The organism is Spirosoma knui (genome assembly GCF_054780635.1).
In genome coordinates this window covers 773013-797593 of sequence record NZ_BAAGVY010000002.1, presented here as the reverse complement: position 1 = coordinate 797593, position 24581 = coordinate 773013, and the positions used below count along the sequence as shown (strand labels likewise).

Annotated in this window: 20 protein-coding genes; 6 read left to right on the top strand and 14 right to left on the bottom strand. The window is 51.0% G+C overall.

What is annotated here, in order from left to right; genetic code table 11:
• Positions 1 to 68: 68 nt before the first annotated feature.
• From ACYVIY_RS08095 to ACYVIY_RS08055, 9 genes are all read right to left on the bottom strand, one after another.
• Entirely contained in the window at positions 69 to 1154 is a 1086-nt protein-coding gene (locus ACYVIY_RS08095) for an AI-2E family transporter (RefSeq protein WP_460975800.1), read from the bottom strand.
• A gap of 281 nt (positions 1155 to 1435) precedes the next feature.
• Positions 1436 to 3664 (bottom strand): xanthine dehydrogenase family protein molybdopterin-binding subunit, encoded by a 2229-nt coding sequence (locus ACYVIY_RS08090; RefSeq protein WP_460975799.1) that lies wholly within the window; start codon positions 3662 to 3664, stop codon positions 1436 to 1438.
• Between the two features lie 40 nt (positions 3665 to 3704).
• Positions 3705 to 4688 carry an FAD binding domain-containing protein gene (locus ACYVIY_RS08085; RefSeq protein WP_460975798.1) on the bottom strand — a complete coding sequence of 328 codons (984 nt, stop codon included), beginning with the start codon at positions 4686 to 4688 and terminating at the stop codon, positions 3705 to 3707.
• Positions 4685 to 5308 carry a (2Fe-2S)-binding protein gene (locus tag ACYVIY_RS08080; RefSeq protein ID WP_460975797.1) on the bottom strand — a complete coding sequence of 208 codons (624 nt, stop codon included), beginning with the start codon at positions 5306 to 5308 and terminating at the stop codon, positions 4685 to 4687. Before ACYVIY_RS08080 ends, ACYVIY_RS08085 begins: the two co-directional genes overlap by 4 nt.
• Before the next feature lie 260 nt (positions 5309 to 5568).
• Complete coding sequence (locus ACYVIY_RS08075) at positions 5569 to 6747, bottom strand: alpha/beta hydrolase-fold protein (protein WP_460975796.1); 1179 nt, start codon at positions 6745 to 6747, stop codon at positions 5569 to 5571.
• Between the two features lie 124 nt (positions 6748 to 6871).
• Positions 6872 to 7441, bottom strand: coding sequence for an AraC family transcriptional regulator (locus tag ACYVIY_RS08070; protein ID WP_460975795.1), 570 nt, complete (start codon positions 7439 to 7441; stop codon positions 6872 to 6874).
• Entirely contained in the window at positions 7441 to 9627 is a 2187-nt protein-coding gene (locus ACYVIY_RS08065) for a TonB-dependent receptor (protein WP_460975924.1), read from the bottom strand. The genes ACYVIY_RS08070 and ACYVIY_RS08065 overlap by 1 nt, the downstream gene beginning before the upstream one ends.
• A gap of 123 nt (positions 9628 to 9750) precedes the next feature.
• Complete coding sequence (locus ACYVIY_RS08060; protein ID WP_460975794.1) at positions 9751 to 10200, bottom strand: HYC_CC_PP family protein; 450 nt, start codon at positions 10198 to 10200, stop codon at positions 9751 to 9753.
• Between the two features lie 108 nt (positions 10201 to 10308).
• Complete coding sequence (locus ACYVIY_RS08055; RefSeq protein WP_460975793.1) at positions 10309 to 10827, bottom strand: DUF4494 domain-containing protein; 519 nt, start codon at positions 10825 to 10827, stop codon at positions 10309 to 10311.
• A gap of 254 nt (positions 10828 to 11081) precedes the next feature.
• Here ACYVIY_RS08055 and ACYVIY_RS08050 point away from each other — a divergent pair, with 254 nt between their 5' ends.
• Positions 11082 to 11630, top strand: coding sequence for a YceI family protein (locus tag ACYVIY_RS08050; protein ID WP_460975792.1), 549 nt, complete (start codon positions 11082 to 11084; stop codon positions 11628 to 11630).
• Positions 11631 to 11709: 79 nt separating this feature from the next.
• Here ACYVIY_RS08050 and ACYVIY_RS08045 read toward each other — a convergent pair whose 3' ends face one another.
• The 5 genes from ACYVIY_RS08045 to ACYVIY_RS08025 all read right to left on the bottom strand — a co-directional run bounded on the left by ACYVIY_RS08045 (position 11710) and on the right by ACYVIY_RS08025 (position 17790).
• Positions 11710 to 13842, bottom strand: a complete 2133-nt coding sequence (locus ACYVIY_RS08045; RefSeq protein WP_460975791.1) for a M3 family metallopeptidase — start codon at positions 13840 to 13842, stop codon at positions 11710 to 11712.
• A 197-nt stretch (positions 13843 to 14039) separates the two neighbouring features.
• A complete protein-coding gene (locus ACYVIY_RS08040) occupies positions 14040 to 14498 on the bottom strand; it encodes a hypothetical protein (RefSeq protein WP_460975790.1) in 459 nt (152 codons plus the stop codon).
• Positions 14499 to 14651: 153 nt separating this feature from the next.
• A complete protein-coding gene (locus ACYVIY_RS08035) occupies positions 14652 to 15626 on the bottom strand; it encodes an immunity 49 family protein (RefSeq protein ID WP_460975789.1) in 975 nt (324 codons plus the stop codon).
• 313 nt (positions 15627 to 15939) lie between these two features.
• A complete protein-coding gene (locus ACYVIY_RS08030) occupies positions 15940 to 17226 on the bottom strand; it encodes a dicarboxylate/amino acid:cation symporter (protein ID WP_460975788.1) in 1287 nt (428 codons plus the stop codon).
• A 36-nt stretch (positions 17227 to 17262) separates the two neighbouring features.
• The gene (locus ACYVIY_RS08025; RefSeq protein ID WP_460975787.1) at positions 17263 to 17790 is read right to left on the bottom strand and encodes an acyl-CoA thioesterase; all 528 of its coding nucleotides are present in this window, start codon (positions 17788 to 17790) and stop codon (positions 17263 to 17265) included.
• 214 nt (positions 17791 to 18004) lie between these two features.
• On the opposite strand from ACYVIY_RS08025, the gene ACYVIY_RS08020 reads away from it, so the two are divergent.
• From ACYVIY_RS08020 to ACYVIY_RS08000, 5 genes are all read left to right on the top strand, one after another.
• On the top strand, positions 18005 to 18454 hold the full coding sequence (locus tag ACYVIY_RS08020; protein WP_460975786.1) for a DUF2147 domain-containing protein: 450 nt from the start codon (positions 18005 to 18007) through the stop codon (positions 18452 to 18454).
• A 94-nt stretch (positions 18455 to 18548) separates the two neighbouring features.
• Entirely contained in the window at positions 18549 to 19694 is a 1146-nt protein-coding gene (locus ACYVIY_RS08015) for a flavin-containing monooxygenase (protein WP_460975785.1), read from the top strand.
• A 57-nt stretch (positions 19695 to 19751) separates the two neighbouring features.
• Complete coding sequence (locus ACYVIY_RS08010; RefSeq protein ID WP_381525708.1) at positions 19752 to 19937, top strand: CsbD family protein; 186 nt, start codon at positions 19752 to 19754, stop codon at positions 19935 to 19937.
• A gap of 169 nt (positions 19938 to 20106) precedes the next feature.
• A complete protein-coding gene (locus ACYVIY_RS08005) occupies positions 20107 to 22953 on the top strand; it encodes a M16 family metallopeptidase (RefSeq protein WP_460975784.1) in 2847 nt (948 codons plus the stop codon).
• Positions 22954 to 23049: 96 nt separating this feature from the next.
• The gene (locus tag ACYVIY_RS08000) at positions 23050 to 24351 is read left to right on the top strand and encodes a leucine-rich repeat domain-containing protein (RefSeq protein ID WP_460975783.1); all 1302 of its coding nucleotides are present in this window, start codon (positions 23050 to 23052) and stop codon (positions 24349 to 24351) included.
• The last annotated feature ends 230 nt before the right edge of the window (positions 24352 to 24581 follow it).

Here is a 24581-nt window from a genome sequence, read left to right as displayed (position 1 = left end):
CCTTAGTAGCTATCCACTTTTACGCAATACTTTCCAAATGTGACTCCACAACTCGATCTGCTCGCTTTTTATGATTTACCAAACATCGCTTTGAGTTTATCAATCAAACCCGAAGATCCCTTCTGTTCGTCTTGCCCGATTAAATATCCGTAAGGTTTCAGCGGCTCTACGTGATCACAGATGATTTTGACGACGCCTAACGCCGGTAAAGCCAGAATCATACCAGGGATACCCCAGACGGCCTCGCCTATCACAATTACCAGTATTGTAAACAATGGATTAACACTCACTTGTGATCCCACAATCAGTGGTTCAAGTATGTAGGTCTGCGTAAATTGAACGATTCCGTAGACAATGACGATACCCAGAATCAACTGGGTATCGCCCCCCTGAGCCAGAGAGATCAGTATGGTGAACAAAGAGCCGGATAGATTGCCCACGAAGGGGATCAGTTCGAGCAACCCACACAGAATCGCTAAGAAAATGGCGTGCTTTACCCCAACAATGCTGAACCCGATCCCGTATAAAACCCATAACATACCCGTCATCGTAAATGTCCCGATCAAGTAGCGCTGCGTAACCTGACTGCTTTCATCGATTACTTTACGTGTTTCGCCTTGTTGATTGGCCGGAACCAGACGTAGCAGAAAGTTTTTTATTCGTCTGCGGAGGAACAGAAATAGGAATGTGTAGACAAGAACCAGCACGAGATCGACCGTTATGCCCAGTAACGAATCCATTACGCTCAACACAATCTTAGGCAGTTGAGCCGCACTGGACGACTGTTTTTGCATAAGGGCCTTTTGTTGCTCTGCCTCAATGCCAAATTTCTGGCTAATGAACTGCCGGGTCTGATCGATAAACGTCGTCACTCGCTGCTCAATACCAGCCAGATCACGAGTAAGTTCAGCGGATTGCCATGCCAGCAACGATATGATTCCGCCAACGGCCAAAACGAAGCAGCATACACAGATAAAAGAGGCCAGCGGTCGGCTTACGCCCCTTCTTTCAAGACGAGCGCTTAACGGCAAAAACAGCGTGGCCAGCAAGCCAGCGATGGCTAGTGGAACCAGCACAACTTTGGCAAAATAAAGGCCACCGAACAGAAGAAATAGAAAAATAAAAAAACGAGTCGGTTTTGTAAGTGCCTGCATGAGACGAGTGTATGATGGTGAGTAACTGCACACCCAGCGACATAATCAAGATGCTGACTAAGCCATTGCCAGGTGTACCTTCATACACTCAACTTTAATTTTAGGAAATTGATAGTGGATGGGCATTAGTTTGACCGGAAGAATCAGTAACCAAAGCCGCTCTTAGCGCGAATGATAATTAGAAAGGCTCACAGCGTGGGCTATCCACAACGTGAGCCTTTTCCCCTATTAACGCATTGTATTAGAGACACTCCACATTCACACTACCTACTGGTTAAAGTTTAAACCAGCACTTTATCAACGGTAATGGGCAGTTCGCGGTGGCGCTTGCCGGTGGAGTGGTAGATGGCGTTCGCAATAGCCGACACGGTGCCGACAATACCGATTTCGCCGATGCCTTTTACCCCCGCCGGATTCACGATATCGTCATCTTCCTCAATGAAAAAGCCGTCGACCGCACGGATGTCAGCGTTGACGGGTACGTGATATTCGGCCAGGTTGGGATTCATGACCCGGTTGGTACGTGGGTCAATCAGCGCTTTTTCGTGCAGGGCCATGCTCAGTGCCCAGATCATACCGCCCCGCACCTGACTTAGGGCCGTTTTAAGATTGATTATCCGCCCAGCCGCGTACGTACCCTGTAGTCGGGTCACCCGCACTTCGCCCAGCGTTTCGTCGACCCGCACTTCGGCGAATACCGCCCCGAACGCAAACATCGAGTACTTCTCTTTTTCATCGCCCTGCTTCGACTGGGCCGTCGCTTCGATTGGTTTTGAGCCGTTTCGCTTTAGCAAACTCGCGAAGGTTTCGCCTATTTTCGGGTTTGTTCGCTGTTGAAGCCGCCCGTTTTCAGCAACGATCTCGGCTTCAGCCAGGTTGTAAAGCGGGGATTTTTTGTCTTTAAAAGCCATTTCCCGCGCCTTGTTGAGTACCTCACGTGCGGCCTGGGTCACGGCAGAACCTGTGCTGGCCGTACTACGTGACCCACCCGACACACTCGCTTCGGGGAAACGGCTGTCGCCCGCGCTAAGCGTGACTAAATCCGGCGAGAGACCCAGCACTTCGGCCGCAATCTGATTCACAATAGTATATGTACCGGTACCAATGTCCTGCGTGCCGGTTTCAACCTGCACCTTTCCATCGGGCAGCAGCCGCACCGTGGCCGACGCATCCCCACGGTTCATGGGGTACGTAGTGGTCGCCATTCCCATACCAATCAGATGATTGCCGTCGCGCATACTCCGGGGCTGGGCCGCACGTTTCGACCAGCCAAAGCGTTCAGCGCCCTGCTGATAACAGGCACGCAGGCTTTTACTCGAAAACGGCAGATTCTTGTTAGGGTCAATTTCGGCGTAGTTCTTTAACCGAAATTCAAGCGGGTCCATTTTCGCCTGTTCAGCCAATTCGTCGATCGCACACTCCAGCGCAAACACGCCGGGTGCTTCGCCGGGCGCGCGCATGGGTGATGGCGTACCAATATTGGCTTTGATGAAGCGGTGCGTCGTCTCCTGATTAGGGCAGGCATACAGCATTCGGGTAACTGTGCCCGCTGGTTCGGCAAACTCATCGAAATCCGAAGTTTGTGAAACAGTATCGTGACGCGATGCGGTCAGTTTGCCCGCCCCGTCAGCGGCAAAGGTCAGCTTCTGGATTGTAGCCGACCGCGACCCAACCATGCCGAACATGTGTTCGCGTTTCAGCACCAGTTTCACGGGTCGGTTCACCAGCCGAGCCGCCATTGGTGCCAGCATCACCTGCGACCACGTAGCGCCCTTACTGCCAAATCCGCCCCCCAGATATTGCGTAATCACCCGAACATTCTCTTTGGGCATTCCGAATAACCCGGCAATACGTTTTTGACAGCCCGAAATGCCCTGGGTTGCGTTGTACAGCGTCAGTTTACCGTCGGTTTCCCACTGAGCCACCAGCGCATGCGGCTCCAGCGCGTTATGAAACTGGGTCGGCGTTACGTACGTCTGCTCCAGACGACTGGTAGCGGAGGCTAGTCCGCTTTTGTAATCACCTCGTATTGTATCTACCTGATCATCAACGCGGGGAAGTCGTTCCGGACGGTCTATTTTGTCCTGATTAGCGGGCAGTGGTGGCTTCACCGTCTGCGTATCGTAGGTTACCTTGATCCGCTCCGCGCCTTCTACGGCTCCCTCGTAGGTTTCGGCCAGCACCATAGCAATGGGCTGGTTGTTGTAATGCACAACGTTATCCTGAAACAAGTTCATCACCCGGTCCGTGGCCGTTTCCGAGGGTTTGTTTTTATCGAGTCCGCCCGGTTTCGGCGCATTTTCGTGCGACATGACCGCCACTACGCCGGGCACTTTCATGGTTTCGGAAGTATCCAGTTTACGGATGCGACCGTTGGCGATGGTACTCATTACCAGTACTCCATGTACCAGTTTATCTTTTTTAAAATCAGCCGAGTAACGCGCCTGACCTGTTACTTTCTGCTTCCCTTCAATGCGATCGAGGGGCTCACCAATCAGTTTTTTTGCCATTACGTAAAGTTGCTTAATGTCCCTGGCGGTACGTACCGGCTCAGGCCGGTTTACTAACCGTTTGCAAAGCCCGAACTATGGTATTCTCGGCCAGCTTGATTTTGAACGCGTTGTGTTCATGGGGTTTAGCACCCGCTATAAGTTGCTGGGCAGCCGCCCGGAAGGTGGTTTCGTTGGCCGGTTTACCAACCAGCTGCTTTTCTACATCAGGTACCCGCCACGGTTTATGAGCTACCCCGCCGAGCGCAATGCGAGCGTCGCGGATGGTACCGTTTTCAACCGCCAGCCGCGTCGCTACCGACACCAGCGCAAAGGCGTAGGAAGCGCGATCACGAACTTTTAGGTAGTGCGATTTACCGGCCTGTTTCGGCGTTGGCAAGTCAATGGCAACAATCAGCTCAGTAGGCTCCAGCACCGTATCCCGCTGGGGCGCATCGCCCGGCAGTCTATGAAAGTCAATGAGCGGAATCGAGCGCGTGCCATTGGGGCCAATAATCTGCACCACCGCATCGAGCGCACTTAAGGCGACGTTCATATCGCTGGGATTGGTGGCGATGCACTGCTCACTAGCCCCCAGAATGGCATGGATTCGGTTTTGTCCACCGATGGCTCCGCAGCCCGATCCCGGCTGGCGTTTGTTGCAGGGCTGGCTGGTATCGTAAAAATAATAACAGCGGGTTCGCTGCATCAGGTTTCCGCCCATCGTCGCTACGTTGCGGAGTTGCTGCGACGCTCCCGCCAGCAACGCCTGTGATAAAAGCGGAAACTGCTTCTGAACGAGCGCGTTGGCCGCTACGTCGCTGTTACGCGCCAGAGCGCCGATGCGCAGTCCGGTAGTTGTTGTCTCGATCTGAGCCATTTGCAGACGACTGATATCGACCAGCGTATCCGGACTTTCAACGCCGTATTTCATCAGGTCCACCAGGTTAGTACCACCTGCGATAAAGCGTGAGCCCGGTTTTTCGCCGATCAGTCGGAGTGCGTCGGCCGGTTGGGTTGTTTGCACGTAGTCGAATGATTTCATCCTGGCGTCCCTCCTTTCTGCACGGTTTCAATGGCATCCACAATGCCTTCGTAGGCTCCGCAGCGGCAGATATTTCCACTCATCCACTCCCGAATTTCCTCCGGCGAATTGGCGTGGCCTTCCTTGATGATGGCGACGCCTGACATGATCTGGCCGGACGTACAGAAACCACACTGAAAGCCGTCGTGCTTTATAAAAGCGGTTTGTAAGGGGTGCAAATTATCGTCTTGCGCTAATCCCTCAATGGTAGTTATCTCCTGCCCCTGGTGCATGATGGCCAGGAGCAAACAGGCGTTTGCCGTCCGGCCGTCAACATGGACGGTACACGCTCCGCACTGGCCGTGATCGCAGCCTTTCTTGGATCCGGTCAGGTCAAGTCGTTCACGCAGTACGTCGAGGAGCGTTTCGCGGGGCTCCACATCCAGCTTGTACATTTTGCGATTAATCCGCAGCGTTATCGATCGTTTACTAACCATTTGCGTATCGGATGGAATTGCGGCACTCGAAGCCGCAGGGGCAGCCAGGGGCGGCATGAAGAGCAGACCAGCCAATGCGGATGACTGCTTGATAAACCAACGCCGATTTGAGCCGTCTATCAGGTAAACCTCTTTTTCTGTCATAGGAAACGGAGTCTGCTACATGTAACTAACTCTACAGAAAAAGGTGTTTAAATTTCGATTGAATGTGATTGAATGCGTAGTCAAATTCAACAAATCATTCTCGTAAACTAATCGTACCAATTCGCTTTGCGCAGTAAACTATGGGCATTTAAAATGACTACGGCGCTGACTACAACCTTCCCAAAAAGAAGAATTGTAGCCAACGCCGTAGTCATCGAGCCAATCCGAAAACGTAGTAACGGAGAAAGGGTTGCTTTACGTTATTTGAAAAGCAGGGGCGCAAACTCGTGTAAACACCGGCGCCAGGTATGCCATTCGTGATACGTACCGGGTGATTCGTAATACATGGACGTAATGCCTAGATCAGCCAGCTTTTTGCGCGTATCGGCTGCCATTGTAACGAATGGTTTCTCTTCGCTGCCCGCCCCGAACCAGAGGAGTTTAACCTTTTTATTGAACGTACCGGCATCCGCGAAAATTCCGTTAAAGGCGGTTTCGGGCTCGGCCAGAATGTTGCCAAAGATAGCCCCGCTGAAAAACCCATAGTGCGAGAACAGATCCAGGTGGTTCATTCCGATCAGCATGGTCTGTAGCCCGCCCATCGACAGACCCGCCATCGCCCGATTCTCCCGCCCCGCCAGCGTCCGGTACGCTGATTCCATAGTCGGAATAATTTCTTTCAGGTAGACCTGTTCGAGCGTAGCCGCCCGTTTCGTCATATCGCCTGGGCTGTTGGTGGTAGGCGAAGTTTCTCCTTTAGCCTGCGCATAGCCGTTATCCATCACGACAATCATCGGCCTGGCTTTCTTCTCCGCAATCAGGTTATCGAGAATGGCGCTCATGTGTCCCTGCAACGACCAGCCCCGTTCGTTTTCGCCCGCGCCGTGCAAAAGATAAAGAATCGGATACCTTTTTTTAGGATTAGCGTCGTACCCAGGCGGGGTATACACATACGCCCGACGCCATTTGTCGGTAATCGCCGAGTGATACCAGTGTTCCCGTACCGAACCGTGCGGCACATCTTTGAGTCCGAAAAAGTCTTCGTTGGGAACGGGGATCTCAATGCCGCTGGTAGGTCGGCCATATCCAAAATAAGCTTCGCTGCCCGGATCGTTGACTCGAACGCCGTCAACCGTAAACCAGTAGTAATGAAAACCGGGCTCAGCCGAAGTGATGATGCTATTCCAGTTACCTTCTGCATCTTTCACCAGGTTTAGGGGCTCCTTCTGAAACCCATCACCGCCCTGCACCTGAACCTTGTTTGCGTCGGGTGCTTTCAGGCGAACGCTCACCCGCCTATCACCGGCAAGTTTAGGGTACTCAGCTCCCGGTATATTGGAATCTGCCGGGCGAAAGTCGCTGCTGGATGACTGCGCCCAACTTTGTGCAGCCATTATACAAACGAAGAGCAGATGGAGCGCAAAGATGCCTTTTCTCATAGAGTAGCTACGTTACGTTGGCGAGCGAGTGGTTGTTAAGCGCGACAAACCTAAGGTGGTCAATCGCGCTTAACAAAGTGACGGTAACGAGCCATTTACTCAGCCCTGCTTATCCTGAGGTCAGCTATAAGGAATCTAAAGGCTTCCGGTCAACATGGGTGGCTTTGCGGAACTGGCCCGGCGTCTGTCCCGTCACCTGCCGAAACTGATTCGATAAGTGCTGCACACTACTGTAGCCTAACCGCCAGGCGATCTCACTCAGAGTCTGCTCATCATAGCGCAGCCATTCTTTAACCTTCTCGATTTTGAGGGCGATACTGTATTTTTCAACGGTCTGGCCTTCGTTGGCAGAGAATAAACTACTTAGATACGAGTATTCGTAGCCAAGCTTACGCTCCAGAAAAGTCGAACAATTTTCGGTTGGTAACCGCTCGCCTTTGAGGTGCTGAATTTCGTTGATGAGGAGAATTTTCATGTGCTCGACCAGCGACCGTTTCCGTTCTTCAACCAGCTCAAAGCCATTGGCCTGTAACCGCTGCCGAACCTCATCCAGATTTATATCGGAAGGCAAATTGGCTACTTCAACCTCCCCCAGCTCCACCCGGCCGACGGTTAATCCGAGCGCGTTCAGTTCCTCACGAACGACCCGCCTGCAGCGGTCGCAAACCATGTTCCGAATTGTTAGCGTTGTCATCAGTTCAGCGGTTTAAATCGAAAGCCTGCATACACCATCCGCCCTGTAATTGGTCCCCACACCCGAGAACCCGCATCGAAGCTCGCGCTGAACGGGTCGTTCGCGGAAACGATCGGATTCAACTGGCGAAAGCCCGTCAGGTTTTCACCACCCAGGTAAATCTCAAATCCGCTCCGGAAGGCACGGCTCACCTGCGCGTTGAGGTTATAAAAGCCGGGGGCGTACTCAGTCGGCAGGTTCTGGTAGCTAGTGTGCACGTAGCCCGACTGCTGGTACGGAATCCGTCGGGGACCATTCCATTGCAACGTAGCGTCGAACTTCCACTTGTCGAACGGCAGCGCATACCCGGCGTTGAGCAGTACCCGATCGCGGCTAACCATCATCTTAGGCAGGAGTCGTTCCTCTTGAAAGGGGCCGCCCATGCTCTGCTGTACATCATACAATCGATACGCAGCTTTTACCTCAACCCGCTTAGCTGGCTGCAGGTTAAATTCGGCCTGGAAACTATTCGCGTACGATTGCCCCTTCAGGTTATAGAAATTGAGTTCCTGCGGGTGTTCAAGGTCAACGATCAATTGGTTCTTGAAGTAAGTTCTGTGGTAATCCAGTACAAGCGATGCTTTCTTTCCGAGCACAGTAAAATCATTGGTCAGGCTTACGCCATAGTTCCAGGAGATTTCAGGACGTAACGACTCGCGCAAGACGACACTTCGGGAGCTGACCAGATAGCCAAAATTCTCAGCGAACGGATTCGGCACCCGGAAGCCGCGACCGGCCGACGCCCGCAGGGCTACGTTTGGACTCAGGTTGTATTTGGCGTGCAGCCGCGGTGTAAACTGCGTACCGTAGAGGTTATGAAAATCCACCCGTCCGCCCGCCACCAGCGTCAGCTTGTCGGGATACATGTAGGTGTATTCAGCAAAAACACCCGGCACGGATTCGGTTCTATTCGTTCGTATAGCCCGGTACCGCTCCCGATAATCGTCCAGCAGGTAACTCAGCCCGGTTTTGAACGTATGGTTCGTATTGTCGATAATACTCTGGTAAATCAGGTTGGCGTACAGCGTCTGCTGCTGGCCTTCGTAAGGCGCGAAGCCAAAGCGGGCATCCTGCTGGTGATGTACCCCATTGATGATCAGCCCTAATCCTTTGTAAGGCTTTTCGGGATACAGCTTTGCCGTTTTTGAGAAGAACTCCAGCCGCTTTGTCGTATTGAGAAAGGCGTAGCGTGCATCGCCGAAGCGCGACAGTTGTCCACCATCTCGGTCTTCGTATAAGGCTTTGATGCCAAACTGCGCCATGAATCGGTCGCTGCTGTATTTGTAGCGATTAACGGCATTCACCTGCGTATACAGGGGTAAGTCGCGGAACCCATCGCTGTTCTGGTCAATTTCCGAACGTAACGTACTGGCGTGGCCCAGCACGCCCATACTCCATTTCTTGCTGAGGGTTTTCGACCAGTTAGCGTTGCCTTCTACCCGCCCGAAACTATTTACGTAGCCATTCAGAAACAACTTCGTAGCATCGTCCGGCTTTTGCAGTTCGACATTCATCTGCCCGCTCATACCTTCGTAGCCGTTCACAACCGACCCGGCTCCTTTGCCGATATCAATGCTCGTGATCCAGGTGCCGGGAATGTAATTCAGGCCGAAAGCCGAAGCCAGCCCACGAACGGTTGGGATATTCTCGACGTTGGTTTGCACGTACTGGCCGCCTAGGCCTAGAAACTGAATCTGCCGGGCGCCAGTAACCGCATCGCTGTACGATACGCTGACCGATGCGTTCGTCTCAAAACTCTCCGATAAGTTGCAGCAGGCCGCTTTCGCCAGCGTTCGCTGCGTAATAAATTCGGTCTGGATTGGATTAATCCGGTCGATTTGACCCGGTGCGCCGGATACCGTAACTTCCTGGAGCGTCTGCTCGGCGCGTAGCGTAATCGTTAACGGCCCTGCGTTAGTGACCGCCAACGTATCGGTCCGGTAGCCGACGTAGCTAACGACCAGGTGTGTCGCCCTTGCCTGGCGCTGAAGTTGAAAATGCCCGACAGAGTCCGTAACCGTACCGGCAGACGTACCTGCCCACTGTACCGTTGCGCCGACCAGCGGAATGCGCTGACCATTGGCTATTTCACCGACGGTCCCGTGAATATAGGTTGAATCGGATTGAGCCATCCCCGAAACGCTCATACCTGCCGTAACGGTTAAGATGACAATCCATTGAAAGATAGATTGCATACGATCAAAGATTGATGAAAAACAGAGAACAGGCCGGTATCTCAAGACACCAGCTTTCTGACATCAATCCATGAATCAAATAAGCAGGCTACAATCGAGCGTAATGATATCACGCCCAGTTTGGGAAGGAGGAGACGGAGCAGCCGTCAACGTAGAGGATTGCCTGTCGAACACCCAGCCGACGAGCCAGGTCAGCATCGAGACGGCACTGGTGATAACCGCTTCAGTAACGGTTTTAACGAACTTGGCAACCAGCTGACTCAGCGACGAAGAAACGTCGACATTTTCAAACTGGTGATCGTCCTGGCAGCACTCGGTCTTCTTGAAAACGATGCGCTCATCCAAATGAGATTGCTGATCAGCGGAACAACCTTTGGGCGATTTAACCTCGCTAAAGGCCACAATCATCGTTTTCTTCTTGCCGCGCATGTGGCACGAGTGTTCAACCAGCCCAAACCCCGTACTGCTGAGCAGCACGATGCAGGCCATAAAGAGGTTGAACAAACGAAAAAGTGCGCGTTTCATAATGATGCAAATATCCGGATCAGGTGCCTGGAATACAAACCTGATTTAGTAAAAGGCAATAATTGTGTAAAAAATGAGTGCCATTTTGCAAAATGGCACTCGGCATACTTAAACAGATTCGGGCTCAGGGCTCACAACCTCATGTAAAGGCCGCAGGTTGCGCTGTTCTTCCTCATTAAACGGGAAAATGTCCAGAATTTTGGTTGTATTCACATCGGTAATCTCGAACGGATCGAGCGCGGACTTCAGGCTGATCTCCACGCGCTCATAGGCTTGCTTGGGCGTTTCGGCATTCACCAGCATAACGCTCGGTGTTTTCTTTTGCTTACCCGTTTTTTCGTCGTCCATAATAAACATCGCCTTCACTTTGAACCAGGTCTCCCCCCCGTCTTCGTTGAAGAAAACGTCGGCCAGTTTCATGCGCGAAATGTTGGTGATCTCAAAATCGGGCGTATTAGCCGCAATTTCCTGATAAAGCCGGGCTTCGGCATCCGTGTACGAAACAGCGTCCACCAGATAAGCCTCCGTAACGGTTTTCTGCTTGATAAACTCTTCGTTACGTGTACCGACGTTGCTGTCGTCTATAGGTTGTTGATAGCGGATTTTTCCGAGAAACCAGTTGGGCATGAGTCTGTTTTTTATCGATTCGTGTATCTAAGATAGAACAATAGTCGGTCGGCAAAAGTGTCGTTTTCCTGGCTAAAATCCCATATCCAGCCAACTTTATCTCAATTATTTTTACTGACACGCAACCCGATACGTAACGAGATTAAAACCTGTTTCTGAATTTTTTTCACAGCCCGTAAACTTTTTTTAAAAATTACATGTATATACACTAAATACCTATACATTTAATTTTTAACAAGACAAACGTAGTCCAAATGGAAGCTCCAGCTCTTACCTCCACAACCTGGGTGATTGACCCTACCCACTCTGAAGTTCAATTTAAAGTGAAGCACCTGATGGTGTCAACCGTAACGGGTCTCTTCACCCAATACGAAGGCCAGCTAGAAATGGCAGGCGACGACTTTGAAGATGCCAAGATTACCTTCTCGGCCGATATTAGCAGCATCACCACCGGCAACGAGCAGCGCGACGGCCACTTGAAATCGGCTGATTTCTTCGACGCAGAGCAGTTCCCCAAACTGACCTTTGTATCTACTCAGATGAAAAAGACGGGTGATGATACGTACGAACTCGTCGGTGATCTGACCATGCGTGGCGTCACGAAACCCGTTACGCTGAAAGCCGAATACGGCGGTCAGATGCAGGATTTTTACGGCCAGACTAAAGCCGGTTTTGAATTAGCGGGCACGGTGAAACGTAAGGAATTTGGTCTGAGCTGGGATGGTATTACCGAAGCCGGTGGCGTAGTTGTAAGCGACGACGTACGATTGGTACTGAACATTCAGGTTACCAAGCAGGCTTAATCCATATAGATTTATTCACAAAAAAGCCGTCCCGCAAACATTTGCGGGACGGCTTTTTTATGGGAATGTCGATGTGATCTTACAAAATCAGACCGCTCCGACGTAACATCGCTTTGGGAGACGGTTCGCGGCCCCGGAATTTTTTGTACAACTCCATTGGCTTCTCGCTACCGCCTTTTTCGAGTACGTTCTTGCGGAAGCTATCCGCAGCGGCTTTGTTGTCCAGTCCGCCTTTTTCCTTGAAAAACTCGAAGGCATCAGCGTCCAGCACTTCGCTCCACTTGTAGCTGTAGTAACCCGCCGAGTAACCACCCGCGAAGATGTGCGAGAAAGCCGGGCTCACAGCCACACCTTGTACGCGGGGGAACAGATTCGCCACCGAATCAACTTTGCTCTCTACTTCAGCAATACTCTCGCCGGTTGGTTTCTGACCGTGGTAATACATATCAGTCAGACCCAGGCGCAGCTGACGCAGGTTAGCCAGACCGGCCAGGAAGTTCTGGCTGGCGCGGATCTTCTCGATCAGCTCGTTCGGGATCACTTCGCCGGTTTGGTAATGCTTAGCGAACAGTTTCAGTGCTTCGGGATCGTAGCACCAGTTTTCCATCACCTGCGAAGGCAGCTCAACGAAATCGCGGGGTACGCTCGTACCGCTCAGGCTTTCGTACTTGCCGTTGGCCAGCATGCCGTGCAATCCGTGACCGAACTCGTGGAACAGGGTGGTTACTTCGTAAAAAGTCAGCAGTGACGGTTTGGTATCCGTTGGGCGGGTGAAGTTGCAGACGTTGACAATATGTGGCCGAATGTTCTCACCGTTCTCTACTTTCTGTCCTTGTACGTCGTTCATCCACGCACCACTCCGCTTACCGGCACGGGGGAAGTAATCGCCGTAAAAAACGGCCAGAAACTTACCGTCCTTATCAAATACGTCAAACGTTTTAACCTCTGGGTTGTAAACCGGAATATCTTTCCGCTCTTTGAACGTAATGCCGTATAGCTTGTTGGCCACGGTGAACGCACCATTCAGGACGTTCTCCAACTTGAAGTACGGCTTGAGTGTTTCGTCGTCGAGGTCGTACTTTTCTTTCTTCAGTTTCTCAGCGTAATAGCTGTTGTCCCAGGCCTGCAATTTGTCTTCAGTGAAGCCGTGTGCTTTGGCGTAGGTGGTTAACTCGCCGAGCTGACGTTCAGCGGCCGGACGAGCGTAGGTTACCAGTTCATTCAGGAAGCTTTGTACTTTGTCTTTCGAACCGGCCATGCTTTCTTCCAGCACGAAATCAGCGTGGGTCTTGTAGCCCAGCAAATTTGCCCGTTCGTAGCGAAGGTTTACGATCTTCTGGATGATGGCCGAGTTGTCGTTCTTGTCGCCGTGGAAACCCCGTCCGTTATACGCCATGTACAGCTTTTTCCGGAGTTCGCGGTTGTCGGCATACTGCATGAACGGACCGTAGCTTGGTGCCTGTAACGTAAACACCCAACCTTCTTTGCCTTTCTGCTTGGCGGTCGATTTGGCTAACTCACGCACGAAATCCGGTAAGCCTGCGAGGTCTTTCTCGTTGGTGACTTCCATTACGTATTCGTTAGTTTCGTTCAGGACGTTCTCACCGAACTGCAACGATAACTGCGACATTTCTTTATCGATGGCCCGCAACCGCTCCTTGCCCTTGGCATCCAGATTAGCTCCGTTACGTGCGAAACGCTTGTAGGCCTTCTCCAACAGCATAGCGCTTTCCGGATCGAGCTTCAGGCTGGCGCGCTGATCGTAAACGGCCTTCACGCGGGCGAACAACTTTTCGTTCAACGTAATGTCGTTGCCGTACTCGCTCAGCATGGGCGACGCCTGCTTCACGATTTTTTGCAGGTCGGGGGTGGTTTCGGCGCTGTTCAGATTGAACAGAACCGACGTTACCTTACCCAGCAGATCGCCACTACGTTCCAGGGCAACAATGGTATTCTCGAAGGTAGGTTTCGCCGAGTTGTTAACGATGGCGTCCACATCCTTACGTCCCTGCGCTAATCCTTCGGTCAGGGCGGGCAGGTAATCTTCATTCCTGATTTTGTCAAACGGCGCCGTTTGGTGGGGGGTTACGTACGGCGCTAAAAACGGATTCTGCGTCATTTTGGGTTGTTGGGGCGACGGCTGGGCGAAGGTTGCCGTAGCAACGACCGCCAGTAACGCCCCTGTCTGAATGATTCGTTGATGTCTTAACATACTGTTTTGTGGTATGAGTTTCCTCGAAAAATACGAAAAAAAGACGGCTTCGTCAATCATTCGTTGCATGTACGGTTACATTTTACGCTGAGCGGTCAGTGTGGTTTCGGGCAGTCTCTTCCGAGGTATTTTTCCAAAACAAAAAACAGCCAATCAAGCGATCGGCTGTTTTCTTCACCTCCTTCTTCCACTTCTAACTAATATCGATACGGGTCATTGCCTGGTCCCCGCCCATACCCACGGCTTCGTCCGGCGGTACGTTCATAGGGACGCATCCGATCAATGACCCGATCCCGCTGCTGCGGAGTAAGCACGGCCATCATATCGAAAAACTCACGCTGCCGCATCTGCCGGAACAGGTCACGCTGGCGAGGGTCACGGGGATTAATGTTCCGGGTTTGCTGCTCGAACCGGTCGCGCACCCGCCGAATGTCCCGCTCCTGCCGACGCGACAGGTTCAGTTCCCGATCCCACCAATCCAGGTGGCGGTCGAACTGGTAGTCGTCGTAATCGTAGTTGTAATTAGGCTGATTGTAACTGGGCCGTCCATATCCCTGGTTGTAGTCGGGTTGTTGTGGATAGCCGTAACGTTGCGCCATAGCGCCGGTAGTGAGCAGGGCAACCAGCGTAGCGGTCGCCATCAATGCTTTTTTCATGGTGGTTTTTTGTATCAGGTTGTATTCGATACTTGGAACAACCAGCCACGAAATGGTTTAATTTAATCTTGAAATAAATCCAAATTATTCAAAATAGCCTGAATACTAAACAAACAATATGTCATTCCATCCACTAATTAGGAATTTATATGCCTAGGAATTATCCTTTACTAATAGCTCCATAGCTTCAAACTTTCTTTCAATCATCCATTCTGGAATGTAGGCTGATTGGATGTTCGTCAATTTTAAACCTCGATCATATGCATAAGCGCAGGCTGATACAATAGGTAAAGACAAATAACCTTCAGGCAAAGTGCTATGATCCTGTTCTTCACCGTTTTCATCTTTATAGCGCAACGTATAATACGCTTTCCATTTCAGGAGTGCCTGTTCAACGGCCACCTCATAGCCAGCCTGGTTGTTGTGAAGAATTTGATGGTAGAGATTCAATAAAGGCAAAAAAACGTATTCAGCCGTCTGCTTCCGCATTTCAAAAATGATTTTCCAGACCCATTCTTGATTAAAGTCTTCAATGGTGATAAATCGCTTGTACTCCTCCCAATTTAGCACCTTATTAAGGTGATGATATGTAGCCTGCGCTTCATTTTGAGTACCATTTCCGTTGATTAGTACCTGATAGAATAGCAATATCGTATCGTAGATTATATCTTCTTGATTGGCCTGCTCCGTGAAAGCCAATGGAATATCAGCGTAGAACGAAAGCGCTTGATTATCACGCAAAACCAGTGCCATTTGAATACCGCTTATAACATTGACCGCTCCAATGTTCTCATTTTTAAATTGACCAATCGTATCAATCAATTTATCAGCAATCTTCAAGGTGACGGGTTTTTCATCATTAATTGTATATTGAAACCAACTATGATTAAGTTGATTCGCGTAATACAGATAATTATAGGTAACATTCGGAATACTATAAATATTTGCGTAACATAAATTGGAAAATACCCTTCTAACTATTCTTCCAAAAGTTGGTACAAAATTATTTTTAATTTTATTGACTATTGAAAGTCCTTCCTTGATCTCAGTTAATCTATCATATACAAAAATTTCTTTGGAATGAAAGTAGATAGGTTCATGAGGTGCGATTGTTTTTGCAAAATTCATATTACTTATTGATTCGTGAGTAAGTCTGTAAAGAGTGTAGCGCGGTTATGGCTTTCACCAAGGATAGGCAACTTCTGTAAGCTAACGACTTTACGGATTAATTCACGGGTCAATAAGGGCCCCTGCTTCATCAAATTGTTGAGGGTTAATATGAGAGGCTACCTGATCCGCATCTAAAGCTGCCTGAAGTTGATTAAGGTATGAAAGCTTTTCGCCGGTAAGACCTGGCCTTTGATTAGCAATATACTTTCTATATAATCCCGTTGGGCATAGTTTGAACTGTGCTCAACAATGCTATCTGCAACAGATTCAATCAATACTTGTAATCAGCCAGCGCGTCTTCTTCCTCACGCTTCACCACCCGCAGATATTTGGCCCGGTCAAATTCACCTTCGTTGTTGGCGATGAAAATCGTAGCGACGGCATTACCAATGATATTGGTGATCGAACGGGCTTCGGACATGAACCGATCAACACCCAGCAGCAAGGCCAGCCCTTCGACCGGAATCACCTGGACCGCCGTTAACGTACTGGCCAGCACAATAAAACCGCTGCCCGTTACGCCCGCAGCCCCTTTTGAGGTGACCATCAGGATACCGATAATCGTCAGCTCCTGCCCGAGCGTTAACTCAATACCGAATACCTGAGCCAGAAATATCGTGGCCATCACCAGGTAAATCGTGGTTCCGTCCAGGTTAAACGAGTAGCCTGCGGGAATCACCAGCCCTACTACGGAGCGAGAGCAACCAAGACTTTCCAGCTTGTCCATCACCTGCGGCAAAGCCGATTCCGACGATGAGGTGCCCAAGACAATCAGAAGTTCTTCTTTGATGAACTTCAACACGGCCCACAAGCTGACTTTGTAATAGCGCAGGATCAGATTCAGCACGACAAATACGAACAGGAACATGGTCGCGTACACCGTTCCCATCAGTTTGGCTAGGGGGAGTAACGTACTCAGCCCGTACTTACCGATCGTAAACGCCATCCCGCCAAAGGCTCCCAGCGGAGCCAGCACCATCACGACGTTCAGGATGTTGAAAAATACCTTCGATAGTCGTTCAAACGTTTGGATAAGCGGTTTCCCCGTATCGCCCATGCGTGTAAGCCCCACACCGAACAGGATAGAAAACACAAGGACCTGCAAAATATCGCCTTCCGCAAAGGCCTTCACCGCGTTGTTCGGTACGATGTGCAGAAAGAATTCAGTCCAGTTCATCCCGGCTCCCTGCTCGGCATATTTACTAACATCTCCCCCAGCGGAGGCTGCGCCCTTTACGGCCGTCGCCTGAACGCCTTCACCGGGCCGGATGAGGTTCGCCAGTATCAGGCCGATGGCTAATGCGCCCGTGGTGACAACCTCGAAGTAAAGCAACGCCTTTCCCCCTACCCGGCCCACCTTTTTCAGATCGCCCATATTGCTGATGCCCAGGACGATCGTCAGAAAAATAATGGGCGCAATAACCATTTTGATCAGACTGATGAACAGGTCACCCAGGGGCTTTAGGCTGGCGGCCGTTTCAGGAAAAAAGTACCCCGTAAGGATGCCTAACGTAATGGCAATCAGAACGCGGAAGGTAAGGTTGTTTAGGAGCTTCATGCTGTAAATGTAGGGTGATTAGGGCGTAATGACCCGTTACGGGTTGTTCAGAGACACAATATGATGCTTGATGGACCGGATTCGATCGTTGAAGTTGAGATTCGGAAAATCAATATTCGGAACGAGCGTCGCTTCCAGATAGCCCATCACCAGTTCGTCGTGCGGAATGCGTTTGCCGGTCGCTACGCTGATGTATTTCGACGTAACCCAGAGCACATTTTTCAGGTGTGTTTTCCCGTCGTCGGTCATGTAATACTCAGTCACCGTGGTGTCTTCGTCGAAATAAATCAGGCGCGACATAATCCGTATCCACTCGCTGACCTGAGCCGGCCGAACATAGGCAATCTGGTGCTGATATACGACCCAGCTGGTGCGCAATTCCCGAAACAGTTGCCCCGGATTGAAGTCGTAGATTTTGGCCACCTGATCTTCGCGAGCGTTGAAGTAATAATCGAAATACTTGGCGTTATTGAGGTGCTGCAGCGGATCGCAATCCTGAAAACGGATGATTGTTCGGGATTCGGTTTCGGTTGGATAGCTGCGGTTCGGATCGCGTTTAAACATACGTAGCAGAGTAGGCGGTTAAAATGATCAGGGAAAACGTAACGGATTATGGCCAGGTCGATTACTTAACAAATAAGTGACGGGCCATATTGAAAGCAAGCAAATCATTTCGGGTCAATAAATCCAGCCCGGTTGCCGGGGCCGTTCAGACTTTTTAGCGCATATTTGCGTTAGTACAACAAAATCACCGTTTTATTCCAATTCCGTATCGGTTATGAAACCCATTCGTTATTTACTGGCTTTGCTCTCCTTGTTCGTTACGTTAACGGCGTTCGCCCCCAAAGATAGTCCGGATGCGGTGGTGGGCACCTGGCTCAATGGAACCAAGAAAGGACACGTTCAGATCTACAAGCAGGGCGGTACGTATTTCGGTAAGCTCATCTGGCTGAAAGAACCCAACGATCCGGATACGGGTAAACCGAAAACCGACATCAAAAACGCTGACCCTGCCAAGCGGTCACGCCCGCTGCTCAACCTGCCGCTGATGTATAACTTCAAGCACGACGGCGATAATGTCTGGAGTGATGGCAAGATCTACAACCCCGAAGACGGCAAAGAGTACAACTGCAAAATGACCCTGAAAGACGCCAATACGCTGGACGTTCGGGGTTACGTCGGCATTTCGCTGCTTGGCAAAACGCAAACCTGGACGCGCGTAAAATGAGTTGTAAAGTCGTAAAGTTGCATAGTTGTCCAGTTCAGGCGGGCCCATTAGTAGCCGGTCTCCACAGCACGACGAGTTCTTTAACTTTACAACTATGCAACCTTACAACGCTGGAACTATAATCATCGGAGCCGGTCCGGCAGGGTTGGCAATGGCGGGCCAACTGGCGCATCGTAAGCTGCCCTTTACCGTGCTGGAAGCCAGTGACTACATCGGGTTTAGCTGGCGTAACCACTACGACCGGCTTCACCTGCATACCGTCAAGCAGTATTCGGCCTTACCTCACCTTCCCTATCCGGCGGAGTACCCCACCTACGTATCGCGGTTGCAGGTAGTCGAATACCTCGAACGCTACGCCGAGCATTTTGGCATAAAGCCGCTTTTTAACCAGAAAGTCGTCAGCCTCGAACGTATCGGCAATACCTGGCGGGTGCAGACCGAAACCGATACGTTCACCGCCGAACGCGTGGTGGTGTCGACCGGCTATAACCGCGTTCCGAACAAACCGGAGCTGCCCGGCCAGCGTAATTTTCGGGGTATTATCTGGCACAGCCACGAGTACCGGAATGGCGCACCGTTCCGAAATGAAAATGTGCTGGTGGTGGGCATGGGCAACACGGGAGCCGAACTGGCGCTGGACCTCCTGGAGCATGGTGCTCGCCCGGTTATTTCGGTTCGGGGCCCGGTCAACATTATCCGGCGAGACATGTTCGGCCGACCCGCCCAACCCACGGCAATTTTCTTCAACAAGTTCCCCAATTGGTTTTACGATTTCGTAGCCGGGCTATCGCAGAAACTGACCGTTGGCGATTTGTCAGAGTACGGCCTGGGCAAACCTGCGCATCCGCCGTCTTATGATACCCGACGCGGGAAAATTCCGGTCATTGACCTCGGCACCATCGACCAGATCAAAGCGGGTGCGATTACGGTTGTCCCCGCCATTGAGCAGATAAACGCCCGAACGGTGACCTTCACCGACGGGCGCGAACTGCCCTTTGATGCCATTGTGCTGGCTACGGGTTACCGGCCGGGCTTAGCCCCCATTCTTGGCGATCAATTAAGTACTCAAGTTCTTAATGAGCGAGGCTATCCCAAACACCTTTGGTTCGATAATCCGCAGTTGAGCGGCCTGTATTTTCTGGGCTTTGCAACTCCGCTGACGGGCATCATCCACAACCTGAATCTCGACTCTGATCGGATCGCCCAGCACATCTCAGCAAACAATCTGGCGGCTACTTAGTTTTAATTACGTAACCACGAGGGTTATACTATTTACTCAACATTAAACACTACGACCATGAACGAGACAACCCTGAAAGGTGGCTGGAACGAATTAAAAGGCAAAATCAAGCAAGCCTACGGCGACCTCACTGACGATGACCTCGCTTACGAAGAAGGTCAGGCCGATGAAATGTACGGCAAGATTCAGCAGAAGACAGGTAAGACCAAAGACGAGATTACCAAAGCGATTGCTGATCTGTAACGGATTACTCAGTAGATAAATACGAAGCCGGGGCCAACGCTCCGGCTTTTTGTTTTACCGCTCATCCGGCATTTCCTTGTATACCTCTAAAATCCTTTGATATTTCAGTGTTTTATAGCTAATTATACAGCTGTTTTTTCCAAACTACCCAATCTTCTCCTCTATGCGTATGACTACGCTCAATAAGCTTTTTCGATCTGGATGGGCCGGATCAGGCTGGAAACCGTCTACCCTGCTGGCCGCTTCAGTGCTGGTCGGCAGCGTTACGCTCGCAACTGCGCAGGACAAGTTGCCCGAGGGAATCACCAAAGGTGCTTCCGTAGAAGGCATTACGGAGTATCAGCTTAAAAATGGGCTGAAGGTGCTGCTCTTTCCCGATCCGTCGAAACCCACAATTACGGTCAACATTACGTATCTGGTTGGCTCCCGGCACGAAGGGCTGGGCGAAACCGGGATGGCGCACTTGCTGGAACACATGGTCTTTAAAGGCTCGACCAAGCATAAAAACATTCCGCAGGAGCTGACCGAACACGGTGCCCGGCCGAATGGAACTACCTGGCTCGACCGCACGAACTACTTTGAAACGTTTGCCGCTACCGACGAGAATCTGAAGTGGGCGCTCGATCTGGAATCGGATCGAATGATCAACTCGTTTATCAAGAAGGAAGATCTGGCCACCGAGTTTTCGGTTGTACGCAACGAGTTCGAAATGGGCGAAAACTCTCCCCAGAACGTACTCAACGAACGGGTTGTCTCGTCGGCGTTCCTTTGGCATACCTACGGCAACTCAACCATTGGCAACCGCTCCGACATTGAGAAGGTGCCCATCGAAAACCTACAGGCATTCTACAAAAAGTTTTACCAACCCGACAACGCAGTTTTGGTGGTAGCCGGTAAAATCGACGAGCCCAAAACGCTGGCCATGGTGAACCAGTATTTCGGCAGCATTCCGAAGCCAACGCGGGTACTGCAACCCACCTACAGCATCGAACCCGTGCAGGATGGCGAACGCTCGGTAACGCTCCGACGTGTGGGCGATACGAAAGTAGTGTCGGCTCTGTACCACATCATGCCCGGTTCGCATCCCGATTACCCAACGATGGACGTCGTGATTGAACTGCTGACGAACGAACCAAGTGGTCGACTGTACAAAGCGCTGGTCGAAACCAAGAAAGCCTCTCAGCAGTACGGCTATTCCTTTACGACCAAAGATCCGGGTTACGTGTATTTCGCGGCTGAACTGCTGAAAGAAAAACCGCTGGATGACGCCAAAGCGGCCTTGCTGGGCGCGCTGGACTCGGTAGCCATTAAAGCCCCTTCGAAAGAAGAGGTTGAGCGGGCGAAGGCGAAGCTGCTTAAAGATGTTGAACTGAGCTTCAAGAATGCCGAACGAGTAGGTCTGGCTATGAGCGAATACATTGCTACGGGCGACTGGCGGTTAGGATTTCTTTACCGCGACGCGCTCGAAAAGGTAACCTCGGCCGACGTGCAGCGCGTAGCCAGCTACTACTTCAAGCCCTCGAACCGGACAATCGGTACGTTCATTCCCGAACAAAGCCCCGACCGTGTGGAGGTACCCAATGCACCCGATATTGCTGCACTCGTAAAGAACTACAAAGGCCGGGCGCTGGTGGCCCAGGGCGAAGCTTTCGACCCGTCGCCTGCTAATATCGACGGCCGGACCCGCCGTTCGGAGCAACCCAATACCATTGAACTCGCCCTGCTATCTAAATCAACCCGCGGCAACGAAGTAAACGCCCGCCTGACGTTACGCTATGGCGATCAGAAAAGCCTGATGAACATGGCGACCATCTCCGAGTTCACAGCAGCCATGCTGGATAAAGGTACGACCACACGTAGCCGTCAGCAGATCAAAGATGAACTCGACAAGCTGAAAGCGCAGATGAGCGTTTCGGGGGGAGGCAATCAGGTCAACGTATCGATCAAGACGACTAAAGAAAACCTGCCTGCGGTAGTTGCCCTGATGACCGATGTACTGAAAAACCCGGTGTTCGATGCCAACGAGTTCGAGAAGCTGAAGCAGGAACAGCTGGCGGCTATTGAGTCGCAACGCTCGGAGCCGCAGGCACTAGCGTCGATGGCGTTCCAGCGCACGATGAATCCATATCCGAAGGAAGACGTTCGTTACGTCAAAACGCCTGACGAAGAGGTAGCAGCCATCAACGCGACTAAACTCGATGACCTCAAGAAGTTCCACAAGGATTTCTACGGAGCCCAGTCAGCTACCATGTCGGTTGTGGGTGATTTTGAAGAAGCGGCCGTCAAGAAAGTGATCAACAGCGAGCTGGGTACCTGGAAAGCAGCCAAACCGTTTAGCCGCATCGTATCGGTTTACCAGGACATCAAGCCAACCCCACTGGCGATCGAAACGCCCGACAAGGCTAACGCGCTGATGCTGGCCGGTGTGAACCTGCCGCTGCGCGACGACGATCCGGATTATCCGGCGCTGGTGCTGGGCAACTATATGCTCGGTGGGGGCTTCCTGAACTCGCGGCTGGCTACCCGGATTCGCCAGAAAGAAGGCATCAGCTACGGGGTTGGTTCGCAGGTGTCGGCAAACCCATTCGATAAAACGGGGATGTTCACGACTTATGCCATCTACAATCCGGAGAATGCCGATCGCCTGGAAAAAGCGTTCCGGGAAGAATTGGAGAAGGTAGCGAAAGAAGGCTTTACTGCCGATGAGATCAAGGCCGCCCGCTCGGGTTTGCTACAATCTCGGATGGTGGCGCGGGCGCAGGACCCTTCGCTGGCGGCTACCCTCAACAGCTACCTGTACCTGAACCGGACGATGGCCTGGGATGCTGACTTCGAAAAGAAAATGGAAAGTCTAACCCCAGAGCAGGTCAATGCCGCAATGAAAAAACACATCGACCCAGCTAAAATCTCGATCGTTAAAGCGGGTGATTTTGCCAAGTCGCTGAAGAAGGTTGCCGAAAAACAACCAACCAGTCAGGCCCCTTCCGCAGCGGGTGGTGGCAGCAAGAAAAATTAAACAATAGTGCCGAAAAACGACCGGAGCCTAAAAACTCCGGTTTTTTTATGCGTACAAACTATAAATGTCGTTACTTACCTAAAAATCGAGTTGACGATGAAAAAACTGCTTTTACTAACTGCTCTGTGTTTGTTTGCCTTACCCCTTAGTGCCCAAGTTAAGGTGCAGGCAATGAACGATTCGATTAATTATAAGAAGTTACGTAGCGAGTATCCGGCCGCCATATCGCCACCCGAACAGGCAACTAGCCGGGACCTGGCCTTTCAAAAACTATCGGCTGACTACTGGGCTGATTTCCACCGGTTTCTAAAGAAAAAGGGATTCCGTCCGGATACCTCACTTGTCTTGTTTTTAGAAGGCTATTTTCAACCTACTGGTAAAGCCGACATTCTGCTCTATCAATATACATTCAATAATTTACGTCCATCGGCTAAAACAGAGCAGCAGTTTGTAAGCCTGCTGACAGAGTACCTGAATGAACGACCCTTACCCGTCAATTCTAGCTTAGTGTGGACCACGTTTCGTTTAGGGAGTCAATTTTCACTAGTCAAAAATTCAACCCGCAGAGTGCCTAAAGGTCCTGGTGTTATAGGTGATCTGACCACGGCCGCTCAAACGACCCGACCGGATACGGTCAAGAAGATCTGGTTCGGGGGGCTTGACCTGGAGCAGGTACCGGAAGTGATTTATCGGTTTACCAACGTAGAAGAGATTTCGCTCAGCAACAACTACCTGACATCGTTACCCGCCCGGCTTACGTCTTTACCTCACCTGCAACGGCTTGATGTAGTGTCAAATCGACTCCAGGAAGACAGCGTGTTTTTCGCCCGCAACAAGCGTTTAAAATCAATAAACATCCAGAAGAACGCCCTGACCAATGTACCAGCTACGATTGGTCGGAACCGCCGACTGGAAAGCTTATGGCTGGGTAATAACGACCTGAACGCAATTGACAAGAAAGCACTCCGTCGATTGCATCGGCTCAACGACCTGAATCTGTACAACGCCGGGCTCACGGAATTACCCAAGAGTGTGGGGCGTCTAAAACGCCTGAAAGTACTGGATCTATACTATAACAAACTGTCTCAACTTCCTCGCCAGATCAGTCGAATGAAACGGTTAGAGCAGCTGGCCCTTGCTTACAATACGTTTAATACCCTTCCTGCTTCATTAGCTAAAGTACGTCGCCTTCAAGTTTTGTACGCTCATCACAACCGGCTTAGTCAGTTACCAACCGCATTCGGGCAATTAAACCAACTGCGCATTCTCGATATTAGTCACAATGGGTTTACTACCATCCCGGCGGTACTTGGTACGTTGCCTAATCTGGAAGAGATAAGCCTGAATAACAACAACATTCAGGAGTTTCCAACTGTGCTTACGACCATCAGGGCTTAAAAAAAGGTATACATGAGCGCCAACCCGCTATGGGGTCGGGAAGCGATGAAAAGCCCCTATGCCAAGTACGTACAGCAATTGCAGGCGAATCAGACGGAGGTATTTTATTAACCCGCAGTTGATCGTTTTCACTCGGAGAACACCAGCCATCCAAAACGGTTAGTAGTCGGTTAGTGAGCAACCGACTTCCGATCAAAAAACACCATGTGCAGTTCATCCCGATTTTTTGT